The organism is Mycobacterium numidiamassiliense (genome assembly GCF_900157365.1).
In the GTDB taxonomy this organism is placed as follows: domain Bacteria; phylum Actinomycetota; class Actinomycetes; order Mycobacteriales; family Mycobacteriaceae; genus Mycobacterium; species Mycobacterium numidiamassiliense.
This window is the reverse complement of sequence record NZ_FUEZ01000003.1, coordinates 944,894-970,741: the sequence shown is the minus strand read 5'-3', so window position 1 is coordinate 970,741 and position 25,848 is coordinate 944,894. Positions and strand designations below refer to the sequence as shown.

The 25,848-nt window shown below is 66.1% G+C and carries 17 protein-coding genes; 9 read left to right on the top strand and 8 right to left on the bottom strand.

The annotated features are described in order from the left end of the window. Nucleotides 1-8: 8 nt before the first annotated feature. The 7 genes from mmaA4 to MNAB215_RS04390 form a co-directional block, all read right to left on the bottom strand. Entirely contained in the window at nucleotides 9-905 is an 897-nt protein-coding gene (gene mmaA4 / locus MNAB215_RS04420) for a hydroxymycolate synthase MmaA4 (protein WP_077077625.1), read from the bottom strand. 140 nt (nucleotides 906-1,045) lie between these two features. Then, nucleotides 1,046-1,927: a cyclopropane mycolic acid synthase family methyltransferase gene (locus tag MNAB215_RS04415; RefSeq protein WP_077077624.1), complete on the bottom strand. Its 882-nt coding sequence runs from the start codon at nucleotides 1,925-1,927 to the stop codon at nucleotides 1,046-1,048. Nucleotides 1,928-2,122: 195 nt separating this feature from the next. Beyond that, nucleotides 2,123-2,986 carry a cyclopropane mycolic acid synthase family methyltransferase gene (locus MNAB215_RS04410; RefSeq protein WP_077077623.1) on the bottom strand — a complete coding sequence of 288 codons (864 nt, stop codon included), beginning with the start codon at nucleotides 2,984-2,986 and terminating at the stop codon, nucleotides 2,123-2,125. 147 nt (nucleotides 2,987-3,133) lie between these two features. After that, entirely contained in the window at nucleotides 3,134-4,000 is an 867-nt protein-coding gene (locus MNAB215_RS04405) for a cyclopropane mycolic acid synthase family methyltransferase (protein WP_077077622.1), read from the bottom strand. 97 nt (nucleotides 4,001-4,097) lie between these two features. Next, nucleotides 4,098-5,003: an alpha/beta fold hydrolase gene (locus tag MNAB215_RS04400; protein WP_077077621.1), complete on the bottom strand. Its 906-nt coding sequence runs from the start codon at nucleotides 5,001-5,003 to the stop codon at nucleotides 4,098-4,100. Between the two features lie 10 nt (nucleotides 5,004-5,013). Further along, nucleotides 5,014-6,360: an ABC1 kinase family protein gene (locus MNAB215_RS04395; protein ID WP_077077620.1), complete on the bottom strand. Its 1,347-nt coding sequence runs from the start codon at nucleotides 6,358-6,360 to the stop codon at nucleotides 5,014-5,016. Between the two features lie 74 nt (nucleotides 6,361-6,434). Beyond that, a complete protein-coding gene (locus MNAB215_RS04390) occupies nucleotides 6,435-7,049 on the bottom strand; it encodes a DinB family protein (RefSeq protein ID WP_077077619.1) in 615 nt (204 codons plus the stop codon). A 76-nt stretch (nucleotides 7,050-7,125) separates the two neighbouring features. On the opposite strand from MNAB215_RS04390, the gene MNAB215_RS04385 reads away from it, so the two are divergent. The 5 genes from MNAB215_RS04385 (at nucleotide 7,126) to rplL (ending at nucleotide 14,272) form a co-directional block, all read left to right on the top strand. Next, nucleotides 7,126-11,331 carry a glycoside hydrolase family 38 N-terminal domain-containing protein gene (locus MNAB215_RS04385; protein ID WP_077077618.1) on the top strand — a complete coding sequence of 1,402 codons (4,206 nt, stop codon included), beginning with the start codon at nucleotides 7,126-7,128 and terminating at the stop codon, nucleotides 11,329-11,331. Next, on the top strand, nucleotides 11,328-11,945 hold the full coding sequence (locus MNAB215_RS04380) for a DUF7158 domain-containing protein (RefSeq protein ID WP_077077617.1): 618 nt from the start codon (nucleotides 11,328-11,330) through the stop codon (nucleotides 11,943-11,945). The genes MNAB215_RS04385 and MNAB215_RS04380 overlap by 4 nt, the downstream gene beginning before the upstream one ends. Before the next feature lie 5 nt (nucleotides 11,946-11,950). Beyond that, nucleotides 11,951-12,856 (top strand): ROK family protein, encoded by a 906-nt coding sequence (locus MNAB215_RS04375; protein WP_077077616.1) that lies wholly within the window; start codon nucleotides 11,951-11,953, stop codon nucleotides 12,854-12,856. A gap of 336 nt (nucleotides 12,857-13,192) precedes the next feature. Further along, nucleotides 13,193-13,837 carry a 50S ribosomal protein L10 gene (gene rplJ / locus MNAB215_RS04370; RefSeq protein ID WP_077077615.1) on the top strand — a complete coding sequence of 215 codons (645 nt, stop codon included), beginning with the start codon at nucleotides 13,193-13,195 and terminating at the stop codon, nucleotides 13,835-13,837. A 42-nt stretch (nucleotides 13,838-13,879) separates the two neighbouring features. Beyond that, complete coding sequence (rplL, locus tag MNAB215_RS04365) at nucleotides 13,880-14,272, top strand: 50S ribosomal protein L7/L12 (protein ID WP_077077614.1); 393 nt, start codon at nucleotides 13,880-13,882, stop codon at nucleotides 14,270-14,272. 26 nt (nucleotides 14,273-14,298) lie between these two features. Here the strand turns inward: rplL and MNAB215_RS04360 are convergent, their stop codons facing one another. Further along, on the bottom strand, nucleotides 14,299-15,009 hold the full coding sequence (locus MNAB215_RS04360; RefSeq protein WP_077077613.1) for a TetR/AcrR family transcriptional regulator: 711 nt from the start codon (nucleotides 15,007-15,009) through the stop codon (nucleotides 14,299-14,301). Nucleotides 15,010-15,080: 71 nt separating this feature from the next. Here MNAB215_RS04360 and MNAB215_RS04355 point away from each other — a divergent pair, with 71 nt between their 5' ends. The 4 genes from MNAB215_RS04355 (at nucleotide 15,081) to MNAB215_RS04340 (ending at nucleotide 25,742) form a co-directional block, all read left to right on the top strand. Next, nucleotides 15,081-16,595 carry a carotenoid oxygenase family protein gene (locus tag MNAB215_RS04355; protein WP_077077612.1) on the top strand — a complete coding sequence of 505 codons (1,515 nt, stop codon included), beginning with the start codon at nucleotides 15,081-15,083 and terminating at the stop codon, nucleotides 16,593-16,595. Between the two features lie 179 nt (nucleotides 16,596-16,774). Continuing rightward, entirely contained in the window at nucleotides 16,775-17,779 is a 1,005-nt protein-coding gene (locus tag MNAB215_RS04350; RefSeq protein WP_077077611.1) for an ABC transporter ATP-binding protein, read from the top strand. 467 nt (nucleotides 17,780-18,246) lie between these two features. Next, nucleotides 18,247-21,744 carry a DNA-directed RNA polymerase subunit beta gene (gene rpoB / locus MNAB215_RS04345; protein ID WP_077078411.1) on the top strand — a complete coding sequence of 1,166 codons (3,498 nt, stop codon included), beginning with the start codon at nucleotides 18,247-18,249 and terminating at the stop codon, nucleotides 21,742-21,744. Between the two features lie 47 nt (nucleotides 21,745-21,791). Next, nucleotides 21,792-25,742 (top strand): DNA-directed RNA polymerase subunit beta', encoded by a 3,951-nt coding sequence (locus tag MNAB215_RS04340; protein WP_077077610.1) that lies wholly within the window; start codon nucleotides 21,792-21,794, stop codon nucleotides 25,740-25,742. Nucleotides 25,743-25,848 lie beyond the last annotated feature (106 nt).

Genomic DNA, 25,848 nt, shown 5'->3' with positions numbered 1-25,848 from the left:
CGGAGAAACTAAGCCGCGGCACCCGGCTTGAGGTAGGTCACCAGGCTGCAGTCCAGTACCTCGTCGTCGAAGTAGTGCTCGCAGCCGCGCAGATACCTCATGTAGCGGTTGTAGACCTCTTCCGAGGTGCAGGCGATGGCCTCTTCGCGGTTGGACTCCAGCGCGTCGCCCCAGATGTGCAGCGTCTTGACATAGTGCGGCTGCAGCGAAAGTGGTTCGGGGACAATGAATCCCGCCTTCTCGCCGTGTTCGACCATCATCTCGGTGGTCGGCAGGCGCCCGCCCGGGAAGATCTCGGTGATGATGAACTTGATGAACTTGAGCATGTCGATGTTGATCTTCTTACCGCGGGCCGTGAAGTCGAACGGGTGATAGCTGACGCTGCTCTGCACGGTCATCCGGCCGTCGTCCGGCAACAGGTTGAAGCACCTCTTGAAGAAGTCGTCGTAGTTTTCGTGGCCGAAGTGTTCGAAGGCCTCGATGGAGACGATCCTGTCGACGGGGTCGTTGAAATCCTCCCAGCCGTGCAGCAGCACCTGGCGCGAACGGCTCGAGTCGATCGAGCTCAGCACCTGCTCGGAGCGCGCGTATTGGTTCTTGGAAAGTGTCAGGCCGATGACGTTGACATCGTATTTCTCCACCGCGCGCTTCATGGTGGTTCCCCACCCGCAGCCGATGTCGAGCAGGGTCATGCCGGGCTTGAGGTCAAGCTTGTCCAGATTGAGGTCGATCTTGGCGTACTGGGCTTGCTCGAGAGTGAGCTCCGGCGGCTCGAAGTACGCGCAGCTGTAGGTCCGGGTGGGGTCCTGGAACAGGGCAAAGAACTCGTCGGAGACGTCGTAGTGCGCCTGAATGTCGACGGCGCGCGTCCGCGTCTTCGTCGGACTCGTCGATTGTTCAGTCATTGTTGTCTTGTTCTCCTGAAATCACTGCTTGAAACCCCACCACGCATCACCAACCCGAGCGGACGCGCGACCTAACCAATGTAGTCGTGCCGTGCAACCGCCAATGTGGCGCGCCCCGCCGCGCTCGTTGGCTATGAAGTCTACTTTTCCAGCGTGAACTGGTTGCAGTCGATGTAACCGGTGCGGAAGCCCCTGGCGCAGCCGGTCAGGTATTTCATGTACCGGTCGTACATCTCTTCGGACTGAATCTCGATCGCCTCGGTTCTGTGCGCCTCCAACGCTTCGGCCCACAGATCGAGGGTCTTGGCGAAGTCCGCCTGCAGCGACTGGTTATGGGTCACGTTGAAACCGGCGTCCGTGGCGTGCTCGTCGACGGCCTCGATCGACGGCAGCCGACCGCCCGGGAAGATGTCGGTCAGGATGAACTTGATGAAACGAGCCAGCTCGAACGTCAACGGCAGGCCGCGCTCGACGATCTGGCGTCCGGTGATCCCGGTGATCGAATGCAGCAGCATGACGCCGTCGGAGGGCAGAGCGCTGTAGACGAATTTGAAGAAGTCGGTGTAGCGCTCGAAGCCGAAGTGCTCCAGCGCCTCGATCGTGACGATCCGGTCCACCGATTCGTCGAACTGTGCCCAGTCACTGAGATAGACCCGGTGTGAGCGGTTGGTGTCGACGGTGTCGAGCGCCTGCTCGCAGTATTCGGCCTGGTTCTTGGACAGTGTCAAACCGACGACGTTGACGTCGTACTTCTCGATGGCCCGCTTCATCGTCGAGCCCCAGCCACAGCCGATGTCGAGCAGGGTCATGCCAGGCTCGAGGCCCAGCTTGTCGAGCGTCAGGTCGAGCTTGGCGACCTGCGCTTCCTGCAAGGTCATGTCGTCGCGCGGAAAGTATGCACAGCTGTAGGTCCGCGTCGGATCCTGGAATAGCGCAAAGAATTCGTTCGACAGGTCGTAGTGCGCCTGGACGTCATCGGTTTTCTGCTGCGTGTGTGTCGAGCCTGATGGATTGCTAGGCATATGCCCCCCCGGATGGACAGCCACCTTACGAGGTAACCATCCCGGGGACCCTACACGGGTCCGGTTGTATCTCCCGTATTTGAAAGGCGGGTTCCACCGTTTTTCTCGATGGACGTCCGGCCTGTAGTAACAAGGCGGGTTCCACCGTTTTTCTCGATGGAGGTCCGGCCAGTAACAGTGTGAACGATACAGTGGCTACTTGGCCAGGGTGAACTGGTTGACGTCGATGTAGCCGATCCGGAACTGCTTGGCGCAGCCGGTCAGGTACTTCATGTACCGCTCGTAGACCTCTTCGGATTGAATCTCGATGGCCTCGGCTTTGTGCGCCTCCAGGGCCTCGGCCCACAGGTCGAGGGTCCTGGCGTAGTGCTGCTGCAGCGACTGGCGGCGGGTGAGCGTGAAGCCCGCGGCCGCGGCGTGGTCTTGCGCCATCTCGATCGTCGGCAATCGACCGCCCGGAAAGATTTCGGTCACGATGAACTTGATGAACCGAGCCATCTCGAAGGTCATCGGCATGCCGCGCTCGGCGATCTCCGGGCCGGTCAGTCCGGTGATCGTGTGCAGCAGCATCACGCCATCGTCGGGGAGGGCGCCGTAGGCGAACTTGAAGAAGTCGTCGTAGCGGTCGTGCCCGAAGTGCTCGAAGGCGCCGATCGACACGATCCGGTCGACGGGCTCGTCGAACTCCTCCCAGCCGTTGAGCAGCACCCGCCTGGTGCGCGGGCTGTCGATTGCCTCGAACGACTGCTGGACGTGGGCAGCCTGGTTTTTGGACAGCGTCAGGCCGACGACGTTGACGTCGTATTTCTCAATGGCCCGCCGAACGGTGGCGCCCCAACCGCAGCCGACGTCGAGCAGCGTCATGCCGGGCTGCAGGCCCAGCTTGCCTAGCGCCAGGTCGATCTTGGCGATCTGGGCCTCTTCCAGCGTCATGTCGTCGCGCTCGAAGTACGCGCAACTGTAGGTCTGGGTCGGGTCCAGGAAGAGCCGGAAGAAGTCATCGGATAGGTCGTAGTGCGACTGCACGTCGGCGAAATGTGGCTTGAGTTTCTTAGCCATGATTTAGTAATGCCCTTCCGAGCCTCGAGGCCCCTCGGTGCTCGCTTCGAATAGCACCGGACGTCCCCCCACTGATGCTTTAGGCATGCTATCCGATGGAGGGTGCAGCGCTAAATATCCTGGAGTTACCCCAGTTCAGCGGGGGTGTTACTTCTTTTCGATGGTGAACTGGCCGACGTTGGAGATGCCTTTGCGGAAGAGGCGCGCGCAGCCGGTCAGATAGCGCATGTAGCGGTCGTAGACCACTTCGGACTGAATGGCGATGGCGCGTTCGCGGTTGGCCTCCAAATTGGCCGCCCACATGTCCAAAGTCCGCGCGTAATGCGACTGGAGCAACTGGACCTCACCGAGGACGAACCCGCTCGCCTGAGAGAGGTCGACGATATCGGCTTCACCGCACATCTGGCCGCCAGGGAAGATTTCCTTCCCGAGGAAGTGCAGGAACTTCAGATCGGTCATCGTGATCGGGATGCCCATCTCTTGCCAATTCGACTGCGGATACGTGAATATGCTGTGCATCAGCAGCCGGCTGTCGCAGGGGAGAATCTTGTAGGCCCAGTCCCAGAATGCGGGCCAACGATCCTTTTTGAATGCGTCAAAGGCCTCGAAGCTGACGATGCGGTCGACCTGACCATCGAACTCTTCCCAGCCCTGCAACCGCGCCTCCGCGTGGCGGGTTGTCGCGATGTTGGCGAGCCTGGCTTTGCTGCGCTCATAGTGATTGCGGCTGAGCGTGATGCCGATGACATTCACGTCGTACTTCTCCACCGCCCGCACCACCGCGCCGCCCCAGCCGCAGCCGACGTCGAGCAGCGTCATCCCGGGCTCGAGGTTCAGCTTGTCCAGCGCCAGGTCCAATTTGGCGAGTTGGGCCTCTTCCAGCGTCATGTCGTCGCGCTTGAAGTACGCGCAGGTGTAGACCATGTTGGGGTCCAAGAACAATGCGAAGAAATCGTCCGAAATGTCGTAAGTCGCCTGCGACTCTTCGTAATACGGTCTCAGCTCGGCTGCCATAACATCCTCCCAGCGATAACGGTACAACGCTGCGAGACTCTGCGCGAAACGGTCGGTAAAGCCCTCAACCCGCGACGTGGCGTGGCCGATACCGCCCTCAGCCGGCCTCGGCGAAATTGCCTGCTAAAACGCCGATAACCCGATCCCACAGCTGCTGCGGCAGATCATGACCCATTCCGTCGAATAACACCAATCGAGCGCCGTCAATTGCCCGGGCGATCGCGCGGCCGCCGAACGGGCGCATCAGCTTGTCGGCGCGGCCGTGAATCACCACCGTCGGCGCGACGATGCGCCGGTTGTGGTGCGCCAGGCTGCCGCTGGCCAGGATCGCGCTGAACTGGTGGGCAACGCCCTGCGGGTGGTAGTTCCGGTCGTACCCCTCGGCGGCCTCGGCGCGGAGCCGTTCTTCGGGAGTCCGGTAACCCGGGCTGCCGATGATGCGGCTGACCCGGACCGAGTTGTCCAGGATCACCTCGCGCGGCGAGTCCGGCGGCGGGCCGATGAGCAAGGCCAGCAACGCGCGCGGGGCCGGCGGCGGCAATAACGCTGAATTGTTGCTGGAGAACAGGATTCCCAGCGATTTGGCTCGCTCGGTGAATCGCGCGGCGAACACCTGGGCGATCATGCCGCCCATCGACGCCCCGACGATGTGGGCCTGCTCGATGTTGAGATGATCCAGCACCGCCGCGGCGTCGTCCGCCATGTCTTCCAGCGTGTACGCCGCCTGGCTGCGCAGGCCGAGGAAGGACCTGAGCATTCGGAGCACGATCGGCTGGCCGGAGCTGTGGTGCTCGGTTTTGCTGGACAGGCCGATGTCCCGGTTGTCGTAACGAATGACACGCAGACCCTGGTTGACCAGCTTCTCGCAGAAGGCGGTGCGCCACAGCAGCAACTGGGCGCCCAGCCCCATAATCAGCAGCACGGGCGGGTCATCGATGTCGCCCATGTCCTCGTAGTAGAGCTTGAGGTCGCCAGACGTCGCGGTACCGGTGCGAATCTCCACTCGTGGCCCCCTATACCTCGACGTCGGACTGATGCTCGCGGCTGACCTCGACCATGAAGTTGGCGAAGTAGCCGGTGAGTTGCGGGTCCGACATCATCTGCCACTTGGGCGCCAGCAACTTCATGTACCGCTCTACGTAGAGGAACTGCTTGCCGATCAACACCAGCTCGCGGGGCAGCTTGACGTCGTAGGCGTCGGCCAGCGTCGAGAGCTGCCGCCCGATATCGGCGTAGGACAGGTCGCCCAGCGTCTGCATGGTCAGCGGGGTGGCGAACTGCTCCAGGTCCTTGGCGGCCTGGGCCTCCGGCTTCATGGTGCCGACGGCGCCCATCAGCACGACGATCTTGCCCGCCGAGGCGTGGTCCTTGGTCACCAGCAGCGCGTAGACCAGTTCGCGCAGCAGCCAGCGGGTGCGGGGATCGATGCGGCCCATGATCCCGAAGTCGAAGAACACGATGCGGCCGGCCTCGTCGACGTAGAGGTTCCCGGCGTGCAGGTCGCCGTGGAACAGCCCGTGCCGCAGCCCGCCCTCGAAAAGCGAGAACAGCAGCGCCTTGACCAGCTCGGTGCCGTCGAACCCGGCCTTGCGGATGGCGGCGGCGTCGTCGATGCGGATGCCGTGCACCCGCTCCATCGTCAGCACCCGGTCGCTGGTGAAATCCCAGTAAACCTGCGGCACCCTGATGTTCTTGCCCAGCGGCGACACATGCAGGTGCGAAACCCACGCCTCCATCGACTGCGCCTCGAGCCGGAAGTTCAGCTCTTCGGCCAGGTTGTCGGAGAAGTCGGCGACGACGTCTTGTGCCGAGAGCCGGCGTCCCAGCTTGGCCAGTTCGACAGCCTGGGCGAAACGCTTCAGGATCTGCAGGTCGGCGGCGACCCGGCGGCGAATGCCCGGGCGCTGGATCTTGACGACGACGTCCTCGCCGGTTTTCAGGGTCGCGTAGTGCACCTGAGCGATGGACGCCGAGGCGAACGGTTCTTCTTCGAAGGTCGCGAACAATTCCGACGGCTGCGCCCCGAGCTCCTGTTCGACAAGCTTGTGCACCTCTTGGGTGTTGGCGGGCGGCACCCGGTCGAGCAGGCCGCGGAATTCCCGGGACAGCGACTCGCCGAACGCTCCGGGGCTGGACGCGATGATTTGTCCGAACTTGACGTAAGTCGGCCCCAGGTCGGCGAAGGTTTGCGGTAGCTGCTTGATGACCTTTTGCTGAAGCGGACCCTTGCCCGTCAGTCCGGCGATGACGCGACCGGCAGTGCGGGTTACCTGCCAACCGGTGACGGCCATGCGGGCCGCTTCGACCGGCAGGGGCACCCGGTCAAGCCTGGCCACCTCGCGGTGTTCGGTAGGACTCATCCCAGCAGTCTGCCAAACCCCAGGTGTCAAGTCCCAATTCGTGTGAGCCCAATCGCAGGTGGCGGGCCCCGCCGCTACCCGCCGGCGCCCTTCTGCCCGCCCTTTTTCCAAGGCGTCACCCAGCCCTCGACCTGCCAGCCCTCCAGCCCGGCGAGCAGCTCGTACATGGTGGCACCGTCGATGGTTTCCCGGATGATGTCGGCGTGCCCGGCGTGCCTGGCCAGCTCGTTGATCACGTGCAGGATCACCCAGCGCACCGACCATGCCTTCTGATTCTTGGGAAACCAGGGGATGTCCTGGGGCACCGGCACCTGGGTGTCCAGGTCGGCCGTCTCCACCAGCCGCAGTGACTTGGCGTTTTCCTCCTCGTACGCCCGTAGCAGCCCGTCCAGCGTCTCGTCGGGCCGCATCACATGCTGGTCCCCGAAGTCTTTGGCGATCTCGTCGAACGGCCGCGGGTCCTTGGGCGGTAGTTCTGGGGCGGCGGCCACCCGGCCCATCCAGCTGCGCTGCATCCCGGTGACGTGCTTGACCAGCCCGCCGATCGACAGCGCGCTGGCCGCCGGCGTGGACCGGGCTTGCTCGTCGGTGAGGCCGTAGGCCACGGCGAAGTAGGCGCTTTGGTGGTAGGCCAGGTACTCGCGCAGGGCGCTGCGTTCGTCGGCTACGGGCGGGGCGAGGGCGGGCATGGGCAGAATCCTAGATCCGTTGTCCGACAACTCTCCATAACCTCCACGGCAGACGTGCGCGCCGTAAGGTGCGGGCATGCAGCTGATTTCGGCGGAGTCGACGGAGCTGTTCGTCGGGCCGCCGCAGGCGCCACTGCAGCTGGCCCGGGTCGCCGTCACCGGTGTCACCAAGCGCGCGGCGGTTCGGATCGACGGTGACGGCCTGGCCGCCGAGGCAGTCGTTGACCCCGGCGGCCAGGCCGTCGAGATCGCGGTCACGGTGGACCAACCGGTGGTCGGTCAGCGCCGGGCCGCCCGGGTGCACGCCGGCGGCGACAGCATGGCGTTTACCTTCACGGTGGCCGAGCCCGGATGGACGATGTTCATGGTCAGCCACTTTCACTACGACCCGGTGTGGTGGAACACGCAGGGCGCCTACACCAGCGAGTGGACCGCAGACCCGCCGGGAGCGGCGCGGCAGACCAACGCCTTCGAATTGGTGCACGCGCATCTGGAAATGGCGCGCCGCGAGCCCGAGTACAAGTTCGTGCTGGCCGAAGTGGACTACCTGAAGCCGTACTGGGATACCCGCCCCGAGGACCGCGCCGATCTTCGCCGGTTCATCGCCGAAGGCCGGGTCGAGATCATGGGCGGGACCTACAACGAGCCCAACACGAACCTGACCGGTCCGGAGACCACCATCCGAAACCTGATGCACGGCATCGGTTTTCAGCGCGACGTACTGGGCGCAGATCCGGCGACCGCATGGCAGCTCGACGTCTTCGGCCACGACCCACAGTTTCCCGGCCTGGTCGCCGATGCCGGCCTGACATCGAGCTCGTGGGCCCGCGGACCGCACCACCAGTGGGGCCCCACGCACAGCGACGTCGGTATGACCGGAATGCAGTTCTGCAGCGAGTTCGAATGGATCGCCCCGTCCGGGCGCGGCCTGCTCACGCACTACATGCCGGCGCACTACGGGGCGGGCTGGCCGATGGATTCCTCGACCTCGCTGTCCGAGGCGGAAGATGCCACCTATCTGTTGTTCGACCAGCTCAAGAGGGTCGCGCTGACCCGCAACGTGCTGCTCCCGGTCGGTACCGACTACACCCCGCCGAACAAGTGGGTCACCGCGATCCACCGCGACTGGGCCAAGCGCTACACCTGGCCGCGGTTCGTGTGTGCACTGCCGCGCGAGTTCTTCGCAGCGGTACGCGCCGAGCTCGACGAGCGCTCGGAGATGCCATCGCCCCAGACCCGCGACATGAATCCGATCTACACCGGCAAGGACGTGTCCTACATCGACACCAAGCAGGCCAACCGGGCAGCCGAAAACGCCGTCCTGGAGGCCGAACGCTTCGCGGTGTTCGCCGGTCTGATCGGCGGCGTCGACTACCCGCAGGCCGCCCTGGCCAAGGCGTGGGTGCAACTGGCCTACGGCGCCCACCACGACGCCATCACCGGATCGGAATCCGACCAGGTGTACCTCGACCTGCTGACGGGCTGGCGCGACGCATGGGAGCTGGGCCGCGAGGTGCGCGACAACTCCTTGGCACTGCTGTCCAGCGTCGTGGACAGTCACGCCGGTGACGTGATCGTGTGGAACCCGCTGGCCCGGCAGCGCACCGACATCGTCACGGCCCGGCTCGACGAGGCGCGGCCCGGCGGGGTTCGGGTATTGGACGCCGACGGCGCCGAGCAGCCGGCCCACGTCGAGCACGACGGCCGGTCGGTCAGCTGGCTGGCCGCCGATGTGCCGTCGCTGGGCTGGCGGGCGTATCGGCTGGTGCCGGCTGATGACGCGGCCGGGTGGACGCCGGTGCAGGGGCGCGAGATCGCCAACGAGCACTACCGGCTGCAGGTCGATCCGGCTCGCGGCGGGGGAGTCGTTTCCCTGGTCCAGGACGGTCGCCAGCTGATCGCCGACGGGCGGGTCGGCAACGAGCTCGCGGTCTACGAGGAGTATCCGTCGCATCCCAAGCAAAGCGAGGGGCCGTGGCATCTGCTGCCCAAGGGGCCGGTGGTCGGCTCGTCGGAATCAGCCGCGCGGGTGCAGGCCTACCTCGGCCCGCTCGGCCAACGGCTGGTGGTGCACGGCCGGATCGGCACGCTGCTGCGCTACACCCAGACGCTGACCCTGTGGCGCGACGTGGCGCGGGTGGAGTGCCGAACCACGATCGACGAGTTCACCGGCGAGGACCGGTTGGTGCGACTGCGCTGGCCGTGCCCGGTGCCGGGTGCCATGCCGGTCAGCGAGGTGGGCGACGCGGTCGTCGGGCGTGGGTTCGCGTTATTGCACGACGGGCCGCGTTCGGTGGACACCGCCGAGCACCCGTGGACGCTGGATAACCCGGCCTACGGCTGGTTCGGCTTGTCGTCGACGGCCCGGGTGCGCGTCGGCGGCACCGCGGTGCGGGCGCTGTCGGTGGCCGAGGTGGTCACGCCCGCCGAGTCGGTGTCCGGATCTTTGGCGCGCGATTTGATGGTCGCGCTGGTTCGCGCCGGCGTCACCGCCACCTGCAGCGGCGCCGACAAGCCGCGCTACGGCCACCTGGCCGTCGACTCCAACCTGCCCGATGTGCGGATCGTGCTGGGCGGGCCCGGCCGCAACGCCTTCGCCAAAGCGGTTCTCGCCGAGGCTGATCCGGTGTACGCCGAAGAGCTCGACCGGCAGCTGGCCGAAGGTGGCCGGGCCAGGCTGTGGGTGCCGGCGGCGACGTCGCTGGCCCAAGCGTGGGTGCCCGACGCCGACCTGCGCGCACCACGGACGCTGCCGGTGCTGGTGATCGACGCCGCCGACGAGAAGGGCCTGCGGGCCGAGATCGACTCGCTGGCAGACGATCTCGACGATGCGGAGATCGTCGTCGGCCAAGACATCCGGCGGGCCCCGGCGGGTGTCGAACACTTCGAGGCCCGAACCGTCGCGCTGCTCAACCGCGGGGTACCCAGCTTCGCCGTCGACTCCGAGGGCACCCTGCACACCGCGTTGATGCGGTCCTGCACCGGCTGGCCGTCCGGCGTCTGGATCGACGAGCCACGCCGCACCGCGCCCGACGGCTCCAACTTCCAACTCCAGCACTGGACACACCATTTCGACTACGCGCTCACTTGCGCCGACGGCGACTGGCGACAGGCCGAGATCCCAACCCGCAGTGCGCAATTCGCGCATCCCCTGCTGGCCGTGTGCCTGCGACCAGCGGAGGGCCGGCTGCCGTCATCGGGCTCACTGCTGCAGATAAACCCCGCCGACGCGGTGTCGCTGGGTGCGCTCAAGGCGACCGGAAACCCGCTGACGTCCGGGAGGGCCCAGCCGGTCGATGCCCGCGCGGTCACGCTGCGACTGGTGGAGACGACCGGGTCCAGCGCCCGCGTCGCGATCGACTCTGAGCTCGGCACGCTGCGGGCGGTACGGCCGGCCGATCTGCTGGAACGCCCCTTGGCGGGGTCGCGGGCGCGCAAACGGTCGGTCGATCTGCACGGCTACCAGGTGGCCACCGTGCTGGCCCGGCTCGAGATTCCCCGGCTCATCGACCGGGCCGACGCGCTGGGCCCCGACGCCGAGATCGCCCAGCCGCTCTACGCGCGGTACTGGCTGCACAACCGCGGCCCGGCGCCGTTGGGTGGGCTGCCGGTCGTCGCGCACCTGCACCCGACGGCGCTGAGCGCCGAGCCGGGCCGCGAGGTGGTGGTGCGTCTCACCGCGGCCAGCGATTGCACCGATGCCGCGCTGTCGGGCACCGTGACGGTGCGCTGTCCCGACGGCTGGCGGGCCACCCCCGCCGAGCTGCCGTTCACACTCGGCGGCGGCGCGCATCAGGAGGCCGACGTCGTTCTCGTGGTTCCTGCACACACCCAACCCGGGCTGTATCCGGTCCGCGCGCAGCTGCGCGTCACCGGGGAGACCGCCCCGGCCGCCTGGCGTCAGGCCGTCGAGGACGTGTGCATCGTGGAGGTCGGCCGGCCCGACCCGAACGAGGACCAAGCTGAGCTGGTCTACCTCGTCGACGAGCCGTCCGACGTCGAGCTGGCGCCCGGCGACTCGTCGCGACTTACCGTCACGGTTGGCACGCATGCCCGGGCGGACCTGTCGCTGGAGGCGCATCTGATCAGCCCCTGGGGCACCTGGGAGTGGATCGGCCCGGCCGCGCTCGGCGCGGTGCTGCCCGCGGGCGGCACCGTGGAGCTCGGCTTCGACGTCACGCCACCGGCGTGGGTGGAGCCGGGACAGTGGTGGGCCCTGGTCCGGGTCGGCTGTGCCGGCCGACTGCTGTACTCATCGGCGGTGAAAGTGAGGGTGAGATGAGCGTGCAACTGGTCGCTACCGTCGCCGGTCTCCCGATTTCGGTCGATGAAGTCGATTCGGCCGAAGCGCGATTGCGCGGTGGTGCCCGCGCGGCCGCACTGCCGGCCAGCGGCACCAGCGAGGGCCGTCAGTTGCGGCGCTGGCTCACGCAATTGATCGTGACGGAACGAGTGGTGGCGGCCGAGGTGGCCGCACGTGGTCTCACCGCGCGGGGTGCACCGGCCGAGGCCGAGGTGCTGCCCGATCTGACGGCCCGGCTGGAGATCGGCAGCGTGGCCGCCGCCGCCCTGGCCGACCCGCGGGCGCGCGCGCTGTTCGCCGACGTCACCGCCGCGGTCGAGGTCACCGACGGCGAGGTCGCCGATTACCACGTCCGCAACCCGCTGCGCTTCGCCGCCGCGCTCGGCGGCCGGGACGGATGGCGCGTGCCGTCGCTCACCAGCCCGCCGCTGACGGAGGTGCGGTCGCTGATCGCCGAGCACCTGCGCGGCGCTGCGCGGCGCCGCGCCTTCCGGGTGTGGCTGGACGCGCGCCGGGCCGCGCTGGTCGAGCTCGCCCCCGGCTACGAACATCCCGGCGATCCGCGCCAGCCCGACAACATCCATCGGCACTGATCGCTATGTTCACCCTCTGCCTGGACATCGGCGGCACCAAGGTCGCCGCCGGTCTGGCCGACGCCGAAGGCGTTCTCGTGCACACCGCCACCTGCCCCACCCCGGCCGGCGCCTCCGCTGAACTGGTATGGGTAGCCGTCGCCTCGATGATCGCCGACGAGTTACGGGCAGCCGACGGCGCCGTCCGTGCAGTGGGCATCGCTTGTTCCGGCCCCATCGACTTGAACAGCGGAAACGTCAGCCCGATCAACATCGCGAGCTGGCGCGGGTTTCCGCTGCGGGACAGGGTCGCGGCCACGGTGCCCGGCGTGCCAGTGCGGCTGGGCGGCGACGGTGTGTGTATGACCATGGGCGAACACTGGCACGGTGCCGGACGCGGTGCGGGCTTTCTCCTGGGCATGGTCGTCTCCACCGGCGTCGGTGGCGGATTGGTACTCAACGGTGCGCCCTATGCCGGGCGCACCGGCAACGCCGGCCACGTCGGTCATGTGGTGGTCGAACAAAACGGCGAGCCGTGCTCATGCGGTGGCCGCGGTTGCGTCGAAACCGTCGCGGCCGGGCCGTGGCTGGTGCGCTGGGCCCGGGCCAACGGCTGGTCCGCGCCGCCCGGTGCCGGCGCTCGCGAGCTGGCCGACGCGGCGGCGACCGGCAATGCGATAGCCGTGCGGGCGTTCCACCGGGGCGCCACCGCGCTCGCGGCGATGATCGCCTCGGTGGCAGCGGTATGCGACCTGGACCTCGTCGTGATCGGGGGAGGCGTCGCCAAATCCGGTCGCCTGCTCTTCGATCCGGTGCGCGCCGCGTTGGCCGACTATGCCCGACTGGATTTTCTGGCCGGCCTGCGTGTCGTCCCGGCCGAGCTGGGCGGCGACGCCGGTCTGGTCGGGGCCGCTAGGCTCGCGGGACTCTAGCCGGCAGCGCCGATCCCCTTGCGCTGCATGTGATCGATAGTGCACGCAGAGCGCCACGATGGTATTCGGCCTGGTGACCGTGGCCACCGTCGCTGGTCCGTGAGCTGTTTTGGCTGATTGTCCCGGCCACGCTATTCTTGTTGGCGATCCACCGAAGACCGTCGGTCACCGAGAAATCGGTTGAAGGTCCGGGAACATCCCGGCGGCCCACGCAGGAGGACGAGGCATCACCGCCGGCGTGCGCCGGCGTATTTCAACGCCCCGGCCGATTCCTGCGCCGGGGCGTTCGTCGTTTCTCGGTGATCACAGACGCCACTTTCCACCGAGGAGGTATGCATGGCCAAGGCTGACAAGGCCACCGCCGTTGCAGACATCGCAGAGCAGTTCACCGGCTCGACCGCGACCCTGATCACCGAATACCGCGGGTTGACGGTCGCCAACCTGGCCGAGCTGCGACGGTCTCTGGCGGGGTCGGCCACCTACACGGTGGCCAAGAACACGCTGATCAAGCGTGCCGCATCCGAAGCCGGGGTGCAGGGGCTCGACGGGCTGTTCGCCGGCCCGACGGCCATTGCGTTCGTCAGCGGTGAGCCGGTCGACGCCGCCAAGACCATCAAGACCTTCGCCAAGGAGCATCAGGCGCTGGTCATCAAGGGTGGCTACATGGACGGCCGGTTGTTGACGGTCGCCGAAGTCGAGCGGATCGCCGACCTGGAGTCTCGCGAGGTGTTGCTGGCCAAGCTGGCCGGTGCGATGAAGGCCAACCTCTCGAAGGCGGCCGGCCTGTTCAATGCGCCGGCCTCGCAGGTGGCCAGGCTCGTCGCCGCACTGCAGGAGAAGCGGGCCAACGAAGCTCCCGCAGAGCCGGCACCGGCTGCGGAAGCGGCCCCGGAGGCGGCGCCCGCCGCAGAGGCCGCCCCGGAGGTGGCCGCAGAACCAGCTTCGGAAACACCCGCCGAGACCACACCCGAAGCCGAATAAAACCAACCCACAAACCAGGGAAAACCAGGAAGGACCCACACCATGGCAAAAATCTCTACCGACGAGCTGCTTGACGCATTCAAGGAGCTGACCCTGCTGGAGCTCTCCGACTTCGTCAAGAAGTTCGAGGAGACCTTCGAGGTCACCGCCGCCGCCCCGGTCGCGGTCGCCGCAGCCGGCCCCGCCGCCGGTGGCGCTCCCGCCGAGGCCGCCGAGGAGCAGTCGGAGTTCGACGTCATCCTCGAGGCCGCCGGCGAAAAGAAGATCGGCGTCATCAAGGTCGTCCGCGAGATCGTTTCCGGCCTGGGCCTCAAGGAGGCCAAGGACCTGGTCGACGGCGCCCCCAAGCCGCTGCTCGAGAAGGTCGCCAAGGAAGCCGCCGAGGAGGCCAAGGGCAAGCTCGAGGCCGCTGGCGCCACGGTCACCGTCAAGTAGTTCGACTCGCGCAAACCCCCGGGATGTCAGGTCCCGGGGGTTTCGTGCGCTCGGCCCGCGGGTGCCGCCGAGCGCGCCGACTGCGCCACTCGCTCGGGTGAATCGCCGAGGGCAACAAGCAGATTCGAGTTCAGCGATTCGAACACCGACGCGACGGCCGCGCCGTCGCCCCCGTAATATCCGGCCAGCTCGAGCATCACGAAGCCGTGTATCAACGCCCAGATCTGGGCAGCGGTGGCGACGACGGACGCATCGTCGCCCGCAGCGCCGGCGGTGATCCGGCCGGCCAGCATGCACCGGTGTACCGCGCGCACCACGTGCGCGAAGCTGGGGTGGTGGTGCTCGATCTCGGCAACCGTCAGCGGCAGCACATTGCCGGCTGGTGCGTTGATGCCGTGCGCACTCGTGCTGCCGAACATCAGGCGATACATGTGGGGCCGCTGGGTGGCATAGCGGCGGTAGGCCCTACCGATGGTGATCAGGTCGGCGACCGGGTCGTCGGTCTGCGGCACGCTCTGCGCCGCGTCGATCTGCCGTAAGCCCTCCTCGGCCACCTCGGCGATGAGGCCCTGCATCCCGCCGAAGTGTGTGTACAGGGCCATCGTCGAGGTGCCCGCGGCGCCGGCAACCTTCCTGGTCTGCAGCGCATCGGGCCCGTGCTCGTCCAGCAGGGCGACGGCCGCGCGCAGCATCTCGTCGCGAACGCCGCGAACGGCGGGCTGTGTCTCCGAAGTCATCCTTGCCATCTTCTCATTAGGGGCGTACCGTTCCGATAACGCTGAAATAACAATGTTATAGGAGTTCAGCCATGACGACTACCGAATCCGTCACATCCCGGAATCCGTACCTTGAGGGCTTCCTTGCCCCGGTGCGCGACGAAGTCACCGCGACCGACCTCGAGGTCACCGGCCACCTGCCCGAGCATCTCGACGGGCGCTATCTGCGCAACGGGCCCAACCCGGCCGCGGAGGTCGATCCGGCCACTTACCACTGGTTCACCGGCGACGGCATGGTGCACGGGATAGCGCTGCGCGACGGACAGGCCCGCTGGTACCGCAACCGCTGGGTCCGCGGCCCCGCGGTGAGCGCCACCCTGGGCGAGCCTGCGCCCGGACGGGTCGACCCACGGGCGGGCATGCTCGGCATGGGCGCCAACACCAATGTGTTGTCGCACGCCGGGCGAACCCTGGCACTTGTCGAAGGCGGGGTCGCCAACTACGAACTCACCGACGAGCTGGACACCGTCGGCACCTGCGACTTCGACGGCACCCTGGCCGGCGGCTACACCGCGCATCCGCACCGTGATCCGCGCACCGGCGAACTGCATGCGGTGTCCTATTCTTTCGCGCGCGGACGCACCGTGCAGTACTCGGTGATCGACGCCAACGGCCGCGCCCGCCGCACGGTCGACATCAGCGTGAGCGGATCGCCGATGATGCACGACTTCTCGCTGACCGATAAATATGTCGTGATCTACGACCTGCCGGTGACCTTCGACCCGGTGCAGGTGATGCCGGCGTCGGTGCCACGCTGGATGCGGCTACCGGCCCGGCTGGTCGTGGAGTCGGTCATCGGGCGGGTCCGGATGCCCAGCCCGGTCGCGGCGATGCTCAGCCGCGACACGCGGCGCGCGGTCGGCCTGCCGTACGCGTGGAATCCTGACTACCCGGCGCGCATCGGGGTGATGCCCCGCGAAGGGGGCAACCGAGACGTCCGCTGGTTCGACATCGAGCCGTGCTACGTCTATCACCCGCTCAACGCCTATTCGGAGATGCGCGACGGAGCGGAGATCCTGGTGCTCGACGTGGTCCGTTACTCGCGGATGTTCGACCGCGACCGGCGCGGGCCGGGAGACACGATGCCGGTACTCGACCGGTGGACCATCAATCTGGCGACCGGCGCCGTGCAGACCGAATGCCGCGACGATAGGTCGCAGGAGTTCCCCCGAATCAACGAAAGCCTCACGGGTGCTCAGCACCGGTTCGGCTACACGGTCGGCATCGGTGGCGGGTTTCACGCCGCAGGGGGAACGAACGCGTCGTCGGCGCTGTACAAGCACGACTATGCGACGGGATCCAGCGAGGTCGCCGCACTTGATCCCGACCTTTTACTCGGCGAGATGTGCTTCGTGCCGAACCCGCCGCGCGGGGAGGGAACCGCGGCCGAGGACGACGGCGTGTTGATGGGCTACGGCTATCACCGCGGCCGCGACGAAGGCCAATTGGTGTTGCTCGACGCGCAGACCCTCGAGTCGATGGCGACGGTGCATCTACCCCAGCGCGTCCCGATGGGCTTTCACGGCAACTGGGCTCCGACCGTCTGACTCCGGTTTCGTCGGCGCCCCGGCGTGATTACCCTGCTCTCAGGGGTGGGTCTCAGGTCAGCGAAATTTTGGCGCCGGTGCTGTGCAACCATGATGCGCGGTCCCGGGCGTGCGCTACAGTGACTCATGCCACACAAAGGGGCAGGTAGCAGGCATAAGCGTGGATGGAAGGATCTCCCATGGGCGTCGCTATTGAGGTCAACGGCCTAACGAAGTCCTTCGGATCCTCGAGGATTTGGGAAGACGTGACCCTGGATATCCCGGCCGGGGAGGTCAGCGTTTTGCTGGGCCCGTCGGGTACCGGTAAGTCGGTGTTCCTGAAGTCCCTGATCGGTCTGCTGCGGCCGGAACGCGGTTCGATCCTCATCGACGGTACCGACATCCTCGAGTGCTCGGCCAAGGAGCTGTACGAGATCCGCACGTTGTTCGGGGTGCTGTTCCAGGACGGCGCGCTGTTCGGCTCGATGAACCTCTACGACAACACCGCGTTCCCGCTGCGTGAGCACACCAAGAAGAAGGAAGGCGAGATCCGTGACATCGTCATGGAGAAGCTGAGCCTGGTCGGCCTGGGCGGCGACGAGAAGAAGTTCCCCGGTGAGATCTCCGGTGGTATGCGCAAGCGCGCCGGCCTGGCGCGTGCCCTGGTCCTCGACCCGCAAATCATTCTCTGCGACGAGCCCGACTCGGGTCTGGACCCGGTCCGTACCGCCTACCTGAGCCAGCTGATCCTGGATATCAACGCCCAGATCGACGCGACCATCCTGATCGTGACGCACAACATCAGCGTTGCCCGCACCGTGCCCGACAACATCGGCATGTTGTTCCGCAAGCACCTGGTGATGTTCGGTCCCCGCGAGGTGCTGCTGACCAGCGACGAGCCGGTGGTCAGGCAGTTCCTGAACGGCCGCCGCATCGGCCCCATCGGCATGTCCGAGGAGAAGGACGAGACGACGATGGCCGAAGAGCAGGCCATGGTCGACGCGGGCCATCACTCCGGTGGCACCGAGGAAGTCGAGGGCGTGCCGCCGCAGATCGTCGCGACACCCGGCATGCCGGAGCGCAAGGCGGTGGCTCGGCGTCAGGCCCGGGTGCGCGAGATGCTGCACACGCTGCCCAAAGATGCCCAGGCTGCGATCCTCGACGACCTCGAGGGCACCCACAAGCTCCGGTCGCACGGCGCCTAGCCGACCAAGCACCCCGGCACTCCCAAACCATCCCGGCACACCTTCCGGGATGGTTTTCCGCTGCGCGATTACAAGCCATGGCCCGAGAATTTCACGATAACTTGGCGTAACTCGCCGCCGTTCCTCTTGACGACAGGGGCGTAAACGGGTCAATCTGTTGGGCAGCATGTACCCGCCCGAAAGTCGAGATGCCAGCCAGCGCCGAACTTTCTGGGCAGGTAATTGTGGGTAGTTGAGGAATGCGCGCGCCTGCGCTATTGTTGGACGTTGCGCTGGCTACTTCCTGCCCACCTCACCCGCCACTGACACTGTGGTCTTAGCCTGAGCCCCCTATCGTGGCTCAGCTATTTAGTTGCGCGCGTGAGATCCGGACAGATCGTTCGCCAGCTTGACCGACACAATTCGCGGCGAACAGGCCCGGTGGCCCCGGTACTCGTGAGTCGCACGAGGTGCTGGAAGGACGCATCTTGGCAGATTTCCGCCAGAGCAAGACGGACGCAAAGAGTTCCACCGACAATTCCGTACCCGGAGCACCTAACCGAGTTTCTTTTGCCAAGCTTCGCGAACCGCTCGAGGTTCCGGGGCTTCTTGACGTGCAGACCGACTCCTTTGAGTGGTTGATCGGCTCGCCTCGGTGGCGCGAGATCGCGGCCGGGCGCGGAGACGTCAACCCGGTGGGCGGACTCGAAGAGGTGCTCTACGAGCTGTCGCCGATCGAGGACTTCTCTGGGTCGATGTCGCTGTCTTTCTCTGATCCCCGTTTCGACGAAGTCAAGGCACCGGTCGACGAGTGCAAAGACAAGGACATGACGTACGCGGCCCCGCTGTTCGTCACGGCCGAGTTCATCAACAACAACACCGGTGAGATCAAGAGCCAGACGGTGTTCATGGGTGACTTCCCGATGATGACCGAGAAGGGCACCTTCATCATCAACGGGACCGAGCGTGTGGTGGTCAGCCAGCTGGTCCGCTCGCCGGGTGTGTACTTCGACGAGAGCATCGACAAGTCCACCGAGAAGCTGCTGCACAGCGTCAAGGTCATCCCGAGCCGCGGCGCGTGGCTGGAGTTCGACGTCGACAAGCGCGACACCGTCGGTGTGCGCATCGACCGCAAGCGTCGTCAGCCGGTCACCGTGCTGCTCAAGGCGCTGGGCTGGACCAACGAGCAGATCAGCGAGCGGTTCGGTTTCTCCGAGATCATGATGTCGACCCTGGAGAAGGACAACACCGCAGGCACCGACGAGGCGCTGCTGGACATCTACCGCAAACTGCGTCCGGGCGAGCCGCCGACCAAGGAGTCCGCGCAGACCCTGCTGGAGAACCTGTTCTTCAAGGAGAAGCGCTACGACCTGGCCCGGGTGGGCCGCTACAAGGTCAACAAGAAGCTCGGGCTGAACGTCGGCCAGCCGATCACGTCGTCGACGCTGACCGAAGAGGACGTCGTCGCCACCATCGAGTACCTGGTTCGCCTGCACGAGGGCCAGACTTTGATGACGGTGCCCGGGGGCGTCGAGGTCCCGGTGGAAACCGACGACATCGATCACTTCGGTAACCGCCGGTTGCGCACCGTGGGCGAGCTGATCCAGAACCAGATCCGGGTCGGTATGTCCCGGATGGAGCGCGTGGTCCGCGAGCGGATGACCACCCAGGACGTCGAGGCCATCACGCCGCAGACGCTGATCAACATCCGCCCGGTGGTCGCCGCGATCAAGGAGTTCTTCGGCACCAGCCAGCTGTCGCAGTTCATGGACCAGAACAACCCGCTGTCGGGTCTGACCCACAAGCGTCGCCTGTCGGCGCTGGGCCCGGGTGGTCTGTCGCGTGAACGCGCCGGGCTGGAGGTCCGTGACGTGCACCCGTCGCACTATGGCCGCATGTGCCCGATCGAGACCCCGGAAGGTCCGAACATCGGTCTGATCGGCTCGCTGTCGGTGTACGCGCGGGTGAACCCGTTCGGGTTCATCGAGACGCCGTACCGCAAGGTGAACGACGGTGTGGTCAGCGACGAGATCCAGTACCTGACCGCCGACGAGGAGGACCGCCACGTCGTGGCGCAGGCCAACTCGCCGATCGACGACAACGGCCAGTTCCTCGAGCCGCGTGTTCTGGTCCGCCGGAAGCAGGGCGAGGTCGAGTACGTGGCCTCGTCCGAGGTGGACTACATGGACGTGTCGCCGCGCCAGATGGTGTCGGTGGCCACCGCCATGATCCCGTTCCTCGAGCACGACGACGCCAACCGTGCCCTGATGGGTGCCAACATGCAGCGCCAGGCGGTTCCGCTGGTGCGCAGCGAGGCACCGCTGGTGGGTACCGGTATGGAGCTGCGCGCGGCGATCGACGCCGGCGACGTCGTGGTCGCCGACAAGGCCGGGGTGATCGAGGAGGTCTCCGCCGACTACATCACCGTGATGGCCGACGACGGCAGCCGGCACACCTACCGGATGCGTAAGTTCGCCCGTTCCAACCACGGCACCTGCGCCAACCAGTCGCCGATCGTCGACGCGGGAGACCGGGTCGAGGCCGGCCAGGTGATCGCGGACGGTCCGTGTACCGAAAACGGTGAGATGGCGCTGGGCAAGAACCTGCTCGTCGCGGTCATGCCGTGGGAGGGCCACAACTACGAGGACGCGATCATCCTGTCCAACCGCCTGGTTGAAGAGGACGTGCTCACCTCGATCCACATCGAGGAGCACGAGATCGATGCCCGCGACACCAAGCTGGGCGCCGAGGAGATCACCCGGGACATCCCGAACGTCTCCGACGAGGTGCTCGCCGACTTGGACGAGCGTGGCATCGTGCGTATCGGTGCCGAGGTGCGTGACGGCGACATCCTGGTCGGCAAGGTCACCCCTAAGGGTGAGACCGAGCTGACGCCCGAGGAGCGGCTGCTGCGCGCGATCTTCGGTGAGAAGGCCCGCGAGGTCCGCGACACGTCGCTGAAGGTGCCGCACGGTGAGTCCGGCAAGGTGATCGGTATTCGGGTGTTCTCCCGCGAGGACGACGACGAATTGCCTGCCGGTGTCAACGAGCTGGTCCGCGTCTACGTGGCCCAGAAGCGGAAGATCTCCGACGGGGACAAGCTGGCCGGTCGCCACGGCAACAAGGGCGTCATCGGCAAGATCCTGGCCGTCGAGGACATGCCGTTCATGCCGGACGGCACCCCCGTCGACATCATCCTGAACACCCACGGTGTGCCGCGACGGATGAACATCGGCCAGATCCTGGAGACCCACCTCGGGTGGGTGGCCAAGGCCGGATGGAAGATCGACGTGGCGGACGGCAGGCCGGACTGGGCGGTCAACCTCCCCGAGGAACTGCTGCACGCCGAGGGCAACCAGACCGTGTCGACCCCGGTGTTCGACGGCGCCAAGGAAGAGGAGCTGCAGGGTCTGCTGTCTTGCACGCTGCCCAACCGCGACGGCGACGTGATGGTCAACGGCGACGGCAAGGCGGTGCTCTTCGACGGGCGCAGCGGTGAGCCGTTCCCGTACCCGGTGACCGTTGGCTACATGTACATCATGAAGCTGCACCACCTGGTGGACGACAAGATCCACGCCCGCTCCACCGGTCCGTACTCGATGATCACCCAGCAGCCGCTGGGTGGTAAGGCGCAGTTCGGTGGTCAGCGGTTCGGTGAGATGGAGTGCTGGGCCATGCAGGCCTACGGCGCCGCGTACACGCTGCAGGAGTTGTTGACCATCAAGTCCGACGACACCGTCGGTCGGGTCAAGGTCTACGAAGCGATCGTCAAGGGCGAGAACATCCCGGAGCCGGGTATCCCCGAGTCGTTCAAGGTGTTGCTCAAGGAGCTGCAGTCGCTGTGCCTCAACGTTGAGGTGCTGTCGTCCGATGGCGCGGCGATCGAGCTGCGCGAGGGCGAGGACGAGGACCTGGAGCGCGCGGCAGCGAACCTGGGAATCAACTTGTCCCGCAACGAATCTGCGTCCGTTGAGGATCTGGCCTAACCAACGTTTTTCTCAGTATCTAAACCCGCAAGGGGAAAGGGAGTTACGTGCTCGACGTCAACTTCTTCGATGAACTCCGTATCGGCCTGGCCACTGCGGAGGACATCAGGCAATGGTCTTACGGCGAAGTCAAGAAGCCGGAGACGATCAACTACCGCACGCTGAAGCCGGAGAAAGACGGCCTGTTCTGCGAGAAGATCTTCGGACCGACTCGCGACTGGGAGTGCTACTGCGGCAAGTACAAGCGGGTGCGCTTCAAGGGCATCATCTGTGAGCGCTGTGGCGTCGAGGTGACTCGCGCCAAGGTGCGTCGTGAGCGGATGGGCCACATCGAGTTGGCCGCACCGGTCACGCACATCTGGTACTTCAAGGGTGTGCCGAGCCGGTTGGGCTACCTGCTGGACCTGGCGCCGAAGGATCTCGAGAAGATCATCTACTTCGCCGCGTACGTGATCACCGCGGTCGACACCGAGATGCGGCACAACGAGCTTTCGACGCTCGAGGCCGAAATGGTGGTGGAGCGCAAGGCCGTTGAGGACCAGCGCGACGCCGAGCTCGAAGCCCGGGCACAGAAGCTGGAGGCCGACCTGGCCGAGCTGGAGGCCGAGGGTGCGAAAGCCGATGCGCGCCGCAAGGTCCGCGACGGTGGCGAGCGTGAGATGCGCCAGCTCCGCGACCGTGCCCAGCGTGAGCTGGACCGGCTGGAGGAGATCTGGACCAACTTCACCAAGCTGGCTCCCAAGCAGCTGATCGTCGACGAGAACCTTTACCGCGAGCTCGTCGACCGTTACGGCGAGTACTTCACCGGCGCCATGGGCGCGGAGTCGATCCAGAAGCTGATCGAGAACTTCGACATCGACGCCGAGGCCGACATCCTGCGTGACGTCATCCGAAACGGCAAGGGGCAGAAGAAGCTTCGTGCGCTCAAGCGGCTCAAGGTGGTGGCTGCCTTCCAGCAGTCGGGCAACTCGCCGATGGGCATGGTGCTGGACGCCGTCCCGGTGATCCCGCCGGAGCTGCGCCCGATGGTGCAGCTCGACGGTGGCCGCTTCGCGACCAGCGACCTCAACGACCTGTACCGCCGCGTGATCAACCGCAACAACCGTCTCAAGCGACTGATCGACCTCGGTGCTCCCGAGATCATCGTCAACAACGAGAAGCGGATGCTGCAGGAGTCCGTGGACGCGCTGTTCGACAACGGCCGTCGCGGTCGCCCCGTCACCGGACCGGGTAACCGTCCGCTGAAGTCGCTGAGCGATCTGCTCAAGGGTAAGCAGGGCCGGTTCCGTCAGAACCTGCTCGGCAAGCGCGTCGACTACTCGGGCCGTTCGGTCATCGTGGTCGGTCCGCAGCTCAAGCTGCACCAGTGCGGTTTGCCCAAGCTGATGGCGCTGGAGCTGTTCAAGCCCTTCGTGATGAAGCGGCTCGTCGACCTCAACCACGCGCAGAACATCAAGAGCGCCAAGCGCATGGTGGAGCGTCAGCGTCCGCAGGTGTGGGACGTGCTCGAAGAGGTCATCGCCGAGCATCCGGTTCTGCTGAACCGTGCCCCCACCCTGCACCGCCTGGGTATCCAGGCCTTCGAGCCAATGTTGGTGGAAGGCAAGGCTATTCAGCTGCACCCGTTGGTGTGTGAGGCGTTCAACGCCGACTTCGACGGTGACCAGATGGCGGTGCACCTGCCGCTGAGCGCCGAGGCGCAGGCCGAGGCCCGCATCCTGATGCTGTCCTCCAACAACATCCTGTCGCCGGCATCCGGCCGGCCGCTGGCCATGCCACGTCTGGACATGGTGACCGGGCTGTTCTACCTGACCACCGAGGTCGACGGCGCCGACGGCGAATACCAGCCGGCTGCTACCGATCAGCCCGAGATTGGCGTGTATTCCTCACCGGCCGAGGCGATCATGGCCTCGGACCGTGGTGCGCTCTCGGTGCGGGCCAAGATCAAGGTGCGCTTGACGCAGCTGCGTCCGCCCGCCGAGATCGAGGCCGAGCTCTTCGGTCAGAACGGTTGGCAGCCCGGCGATGCATGGCTGGCCGACACGACCCTGGGCCGGGTGTTGTTCAACGAGCTGCTGCCGCTGGGCTACGCGTTCGTGAACAAGCAGATGCACAAGAAGGTGCAGGCCGCCATCATCAACGACCTGGCTGAGCGCTACCCGATGATCGTGGTCGCGCAGACCGTCGACAAGCTCAAGGACGCCGGTTTCTACTGGGCGACCCGCAGCGGCGTCACGGTCTCGATGGCCGACGTGCTGGTTCCGCCGCGGAAGAAGGAGATTCTCGACTTCTACGAGGACCGGGCCGACAAGGTCGAAAAGCAGTTCCAGCGTGGTGCGTTGAACCACGAGGAGCGCAACGAGGCGCTGGTGGAGATCTGGAAGGAAGCCACCGACGAGGTCGGTAAGGCACTGCGGGAGCACTACCCGAGCGACAACCCGATCATCACGATCGTGGAGTCCGGTGCCACGGGTAACTTCACCCAGACCCGAACGCTCGCTGGCATGAAGGGCTTGGTGACAAACCCCAAGGGTGAGTTCATCCCACGCCCGATCAAGTCGTCGTTCCGCGAGGGCCTGACGGTGCTGGAGTACTTCATCAACACCCACGGTGCTCGAAAGGGCTTGGCCGACACCGCGCTGCGCACCGCCGACTCGGGTTACCTGACTCGTCGTCTGGTGGACGTGAGCCAGGACGTCATCGTCCGCGAGCACGACTGCGAGACCGAGCGCGGCATCCTCGTCGAGCTGGCCGAGCGTCAGCCCGACGGCACGCTCATCCGCGACCCGTACATCGAAACCTCGGCGTACGCGCGGACTCTGGGTGCCGACGCGGTCGATGAGGCCGGCAACGTCGTCGTCGCGCGTGGTGAAGACCTGGGTGACCCGTCGATCGAAGCTCTACTGGCAGCGGGCATTACGCAGATCAAGGTCCGTTCGGTGCTGACGTGCACCACCGGCACCGGCGTCTGCGCAACCTGCTACGGGCGCTCCATGGCCACCGGCAAGCTGGTCGACATCGGCGAGGCCGTCGGTATCGTTGCGGCCCAGTCGATTGGTGAGCCCGGCACGCAGCTGACCATGCGTACCTTCCACCAGGGTGGTGTCGGTGAGGACATCACCGGCGGTCTGCCCCGTGTGCAGGAGCTGTTCGAGGCGCGGGTGCCGCGAGGCAAGGCGCCGATCGCCGACGTCACCGGGCGGGTTCAGCTCGAGGACGGTGAGCGCTTCTACAAGATCACCCTCGTCCCCGACGACGGCGGCGAGGAAGTCGTTTACGACAAGCTCTCCAAGCGGCAGCGGCTGCGGGTGTTCAAGCACGAGGACGGTTCCGAGCGAGTGCTGTCCGACGGCGACCACGTCGAGGTGGGCCAGCAGCTCATGGAAGGCTCGGCCGACCCGCACGAGGTGCTGCGCGTGCAGGGCCCCCGCCAGGTGCAGATCCACCTGGTCCGGGAGACCCAGGAGGTCTACCGCGCTCAGGGTGTGTCGATCCACGACAAGCACATCGAGGTGATCGTTCGGCAGATGCTGCGCCGCGTCACCATCATCGACTCGGGCGCGACGGAGTTCCTGCCCGGGTCGCTGATCGACCGTGCGGAGTTCGAGGCGGAGAACCGCCGGGTGGTGGCCGAGGGCGCCGAGCCCGCGGCCGGACGTCCGGTGCTGATGGGTATCACGAAGGCGTCGCTGGCCACCGACTCGTGGCTGAGTGCGGCGTCGTTCCAGGAGACCACGCGAGTGCTGACCGATGCGGCGATCAACTGCCGCAGCGACAAGCTGCAGGGTCTGAAGGAGAACGTGATCATCGGAAAGCTGATCCCGGCCGGCACCGGTATCAACCGGTACCGCAACATCCAGGTGCAGCCGACCGAGGAGGCCCGGGCCGCTGCGTACACGATCCCGTCGTACGAGGATCAGTACTACAGCCCGGACTTCGGCCAGGCCACCGGAGCCGCGGTTCCGCTGGACGACTACGGCTACAGCGACTACCGGTAGTGGCGATCGCGAACTCGGCGTAGCCGGGCGAAGCGAGTCGCGACCATCAGCACGAGTCAACGACGAAAGAGCCCCGGGCTTCGCACCCGGGGCTTTTTCGTTGCGC